Origin of the sequence: Paraburkholderia oxyphila NBRC 105797 (assembly GCF_000685075.1) — a bacterium.
GTDB classification, from domain to species: domain Bacteria; phylum Pseudomonadota; class Gammaproteobacteria; order Burkholderiales; family Burkholderiaceae; genus Paraburkholderia; species Paraburkholderia oxyphila.
In genome coordinates this window covers 1-4,595 of sequence record NZ_BAYD01000218.1, presented here as the reverse complement: position 1 = coordinate 4,595, position 4,595 = coordinate 1, and the positions used below count along the sequence as shown (strand labels likewise).

The 4,595-nt window shown below is 63.8% G+C and carries 4 protein-coding genes; 1 reads left to right on the top strand and 3 read right to left on the bottom strand.

Annotated features, from left to right (window positions below):
* Nucleotides 1–120: 120 nt before the first annotated feature.
* Nucleotides 121–1,443: an MFS transporter gene (locus tag BO1_RS48095; protein WP_028223680.1), complete on the bottom strand. Its 1,323-nt coding sequence runs from the start codon at nt 1,441–1,443 to the stop codon at nt 121–123.
* 216 nt (nt 1,444–1,659) lie between these two features.
* On the opposite strand from BO1_RS48095, the gene BO1_RS48090 reads away from it, so the two are divergent.
* Nucleotides 1,660–2,622 (top strand): LysR family transcriptional regulator, encoded by a 963-nt coding sequence (locus BO1_RS48090; RefSeq protein ID WP_028223679.1) that lies wholly within the window; start codon nt 1,660–1,662, stop codon nt 2,620–2,622.
* 46 nt (nt 2,623–2,668) lie between these two features.
* Here the strand turns inward: BO1_RS48090 and BO1_RS48085 are convergent, their stop codons facing one another.
* Nucleotides 2,669–3,595, bottom strand: a complete 927-nt coding sequence (locus BO1_RS48085; protein WP_028223678.1) for a 2-hydroxyacid dehydrogenase — start codon at nt 3,593–3,595, stop codon at nt 2,669–2,671.
* A gap of 70 nt (nt 3,596–3,665) precedes the next feature.
* The gene (locus BO1_RS48080; RefSeq protein ID WP_084688843.1) at nt 3,666–4,460 is read right to left on the bottom strand and encodes a class II aldolase/adducin family protein; all 795 of its coding nucleotides are present in this window, start codon (nt 4,458–4,460) and stop codon (nt 3,666–3,668) included.
* Between the last annotated feature and the right edge of the window lie 135 nt (nt 4,461–4,595).

Below are 4,595 nucleotides of genomic sequence, written 5' to 3'. Positions count from 1 at the left end.
GCCTGCGGCCCGCCGCGAAAACAAGTTAAGGCCACCGTACGGGGGCGCCACGCCAACAACTGGAGGAATCCAAAACACACGCCAGGAAGTGGCGCGCACCGCTACCGCACGCCTGCACAGTTAAGCATTGCGCCCAGAAGGCGGCGCCCATTCCGCCATTGCAAGCTGATTACGCTTATACCTTCCCAGCCCCACAACCCCGACCAGGGTGACAAACGAGAGCACTGAAAAGAACGCAGCAAGCGGCAGCCACTGCCCGCTAAATCGCTGAGCGAGCATAGTGCCAATCAGTGGCGTGGTACCCCCGGCGATCATCGTACAAAGCTGATACGCGATCGAGATGCCCGAGTAACGCACCCGCGTGGGAAACGCTGGCGTAATGAACCCCGCGATGACCGCATAAATGGCCGACAACGTGACCACCGCGAGCGAGATGCCGGCCACGATCGCCACAACGTTTTGCGTTTGCACGAGCAGAAACATCGGATACGGCGTCACCATCGAGAGGACGGCCGCACAGCAGAGAAACCGCGTTTCCCCGAAGCGCTGCGCAAGCAATGCGGAGACCGGCTGCGACAGCAGCTGAATAATCGTGACAACGAACAGGCAATCGAGAATGAACGACTTCGACATGCCGAGCCAGGCCGTGGCATACGAAATCATGAAGGTATTGGTGAAAAAGAAGCCCGCCGAGCCGATCGTGGTGGCGGCCGCCGCCAGCAAGATGGGATACCACGCCGTCCGCAGCACTTCCGCCACCGGGTATTTTGCTGCCGCATTGGTGTTGCGCACACGCTCGAATTCCGGCGACTCCTTCACGCCGAGCCGGATCGCCATGCCGATCAGCAGCAACACGAAGCTCGCCAGAAACGGCAGGCGCCAGCCCCACGAAACGAAGCTCGCGTGATCGAGCGACGTGACGAAGCGAAACGCAAGCAGCGAGAGGATCAGTCCCGCGGGGCTCCCCATCTGCGGAAACGACGCGAAGAACGTCTTGCGCCCAGGCGGCGCATGTTCACTCGCGATCAGCACCGCGCCACCCCATTCGCCGCCCACGGCGATGCCCTGCAGGATACGCAGCAAGACGAGCAGGATCGGCGCCCAGATGCCAATCGTCGCGTAGCCGGGCAAGAGGCCAATGCCGGTGGTCGCGATCCCCATCAGAAACATCGTCAGCACGAGCATTTTCTTGCGGCCCACACGGTCGCCGAGATGGCCGAAGACCGCTCCGCTCAACGGCCGCGCGATGAAACCGACGAAGAATGTACCGAACGACGCCATCGTGCTCAGGAACGGGTCGTGGCTCGGAAAGAAGATTTCGCCGAGCACGAGTGCGGCAGCGGTCGCAAACGTGTAGTAGTCGTAGAACTCGACGGCAGTGCCGATGAATGCCGCAACGGCGGCTCTCACGGGTTGCTGCGTGCTGGAGGCGGCATGAGCCATGGATTGTCCTGTCTAATAGGTGACTGCAAGGTCACTACGGGGTGACGACGTTTGGAAGGTGAGAGACGTTCCGGATTCGGTGGCAAAATTCGGTGCTTAAAGGGTCGGTGATCAACGCACGCTTGTTGCCTTTATCGAAAATCCAAAATAATTCGTCCAATTTTTAATGATTATTCTGAGTATAATTTTCGCGAATACTCCTTGAATGAACGCGTTGTGAGCAAGCACCGACCCGACACCTGGCTGAACGACCGCCTCGACTGGAACCTGCTGCGGACCTTTCTCGCCATCGCGCGCGAGGGCAGCGTGAGCCGCGCGGCCATGCGCCTGCATCTCACGCAACCGGCGGTCAGCCAGGCGCTGCGCCGCCTCGAGGAGCAACTCGGCTTGCGGCTCGTCGATCGTCGCGGCCCGCGCATCGAGGTCACGCAAGCCGGCATCGAAGTGCGCAAGATCGCCGAGGACATCTACGGCACCATTTCCCGGCTCTCGCTGGCCGACGTCGATGCCGCGCGCGACATCTCCGGCGCGGTGCGCATTGGCATCGTGAGCGGCGTCGATTTCCCCGCGTATGACGAATTCCTCGCCGAGTTCCACCGCACCTATCCCCGCATCGAATTCGAAAGCCTCGTGATGCGCAGCGCCGACGTCGTGAACAGCCTGCAGCAGAAAACCTTGACGATCGGGCTCTCGCCGCGCCGCGCGCTGCCCGGGCGCGTGGGTGCCCGCGTGTTCCTGCGCCAGCGCTACGCGCTCTTTTGCGGCCGCCATCACGCGCTTTTCGGTCGTGACGACCTGAGCGTTGCCGATCTCGCCGGGCAGGCGTTCGTCTCCTTTACCGGCGACAAAGTCGGCGACCCGCTATCGCCGCTCACGATCTTTCGCGACGAAATGGGCTTCACGGGGCGCGTGATTGCTTCCTCTTCGAGCATGGCCGAGGTGAGGCGCTTCATTTTCGCGGGGCTCGGCATCGGCTGCCTGCCGGAGCACGTCGTGCGCGACGACATCGCTCAGGGCCGCTTGCGGCGTCTGCCGCCCGACGAAGGCGTCGCCGATGTCGACGTCTATTTCCTGTGGGCGCAGGACCGCAAGCTGAGCGCGGCGGAGACGGCATTCGTCGATGCGTTGCACGCGTTCATCGACCGGCAGGAGCCGCTCGCCGCCACAGAAGAACCGTGACGGCCACGCCACGCTTGCCTCGCCTCACTATGCGCGGCGGCTTCGGTCAGTAGCCGCGCGCGACGTCCACCACGTTGCCTAGCGGCTCGCCATCGAGCAGGCGCTGCACGTTGTGCGCGATCTGCTCGCCGATGGTGTCGGCGCTGGCGACGGACGCCATGTGCGGCGTGACGATCAGGTTCGGCGCGCGCCACAGCGGATCGTCGGCGGGCAGGGGCTCGACCGGGAAGACATCGACGATGGCGCCGCCGAGCTGGCCGCTTTCGAGCGCGGCCGCGAGATCCGCCACGACGAGATGCTCGCCGCGACCGACGTGAATCAGCTTGGCGCCGGACTTCATCTGCGCGAACGTCGCCGCGTTGAGGATGCCACGCGTTTCGCTCGTGAGCGGCAGCAGGCACACGAAAATGCTGGTGTCCGCAAGAAAGGTTTCGAAGCCGCTTTCGCCCTCGAAGATCTCAATGCCGGGAAGGGCGCGCGGTTGGCGCGCCCAGCCGCGTACCGTGAAGCCGAGCCGCTGCAGATCGAGCGCGACCCGGGAGCCGATCTCGCCGAGACCCATGACGCCGACGGTGCACTGCGCCGGATGCGCCTGCGCGGGGCGCAGCCAGCGCGCGTCGCGCTGGTTGCGCATGACGAGGTCGAGCTGGCGGTGGAAATGCAGTACGCCCCACGTGACGAACTCGCTCATTCCGCGCGCGTGCTGCGGATCGACGACGCGGCACAACGGCAGCGCGGGCAAGGCGGGATCGGAGAGGATATTGTCGACGCCGGCGGCAATGCTGTGAATGAGACGCAAGTTTGGCATCGCGGCGAGCGCGCCGGGGGGCGGATCCCAGCAGGCGGCGACTTGGGCATGCGCCGCGCCCGGCTCGCCGTGCATGACGACGTTCAGGGCCGGGGCGGCGCGTTGGATCGAGGCGACAAGATGGGACATGTCGAAGCTCTTGCTCAGCAAAGCGATGGTGGTCATGGCAAAACGCGGTGGGCGCGGGCCTGGGCGGCCGTTGGGTCGGTAAGGGGGCGGCGGGTCAGCAGCGGGGTTAGCACCGATAGTCCGAGGCGGGATCGTCGATGAGGCGCAGTGCAGCGCGCCAGGCGGTATTGGTGATCTCGTCGGAGTCGTCGCGCTGGAACTGCTCGGCCGTGCGCCGGCAGACGGCCTCGGGCGGGATGATCAGCTTCGCGCCGCCGGACATCGCCTGGACCTGTGCCTGGCAGGCGCGCTCGAGGAAGTAGATCTCGTGGAACGCCTGGGCTGCGGTTGCGCCGCCTGCGAGCAGACCATGATTGCGCAGGATCATCGCCTTGTGCGGGCCGAGATCGCGCACCAGGCGCTCGCGCTCGTCGAGGTCGAGTGCGATGCCCTCGTAGTCGTGGTAGCCGAGCCGTTCGTAGAACTTCAGCGCATGCTGGCTGATGGGCAAGAGCCCGTGTTCCTGGGCGGCCACTGCGATGCCGGCGGCAGTGTGCGTATGCACGACGAAATGCAGGTCTTCGCGCGCCATATGGATGGCCGAGTGAATCGTGAAGCCGGCCGCGTTCACGCGAAAGCGTGCGGGGTCGGTTTGTGCGCGTTCGTCGATCACGTTGCCGAGGTGGTCGATTTTCACCAGGTCGGAGGCGCGCATCTCGTGGAACAGGATGCCGTAGCGGTTGATCAGGAAGGTGGGTGTCGCGCCCGGCAGGCGGGCGGAAATGTGCGTGTCGATCATGTCCGTCATGCGGAAATGCGCGACCAGGCGGTATAGGGCGGCCAGGTTTACCCGGGTTTCCCATTCGGTGGTTGTATAGTCGTTGCGCGTGGCGCTTGGGGGCATATCAGCCGGGGATTGCATCTTGATGTCTCCAGTTCGCAGATTTCAGACAGGCATCGTAGTGTTCGGTAGGTGGTGGTCTGGCGTCAATTTGATTGTGCTAATGCTTTTTATTAGTGGCATGAATGATTGGATTTTGGCCTTAACTTGTTTTCG

What these genes read in the sequence shown, in the direction of transcription:
- BO1_RS48080 (WP_084688843.1), bottom strand. Translation starts at nt 4,460, where the DNA reads ATGCAATCCCCGGCTGATATGCCCCCAAGCGCCACGCGCAACGACTAT.
- BO1_RS48095 (WP_028223680.1), bottom strand. Translation starts at nt 1,443, where the DNA reads ATGGCTCATGCCGCCTCCAGCACGCAGCAACCCGTGAGAGCCGCCGTT.
- BO1_RS48085 (WP_028223678.1), bottom strand. Translation starts at nt 3,595, where the DNA reads ATGACCACCATCGCTTTGCTGAGCAAGAGCTTCGACATGTCCCATCTT.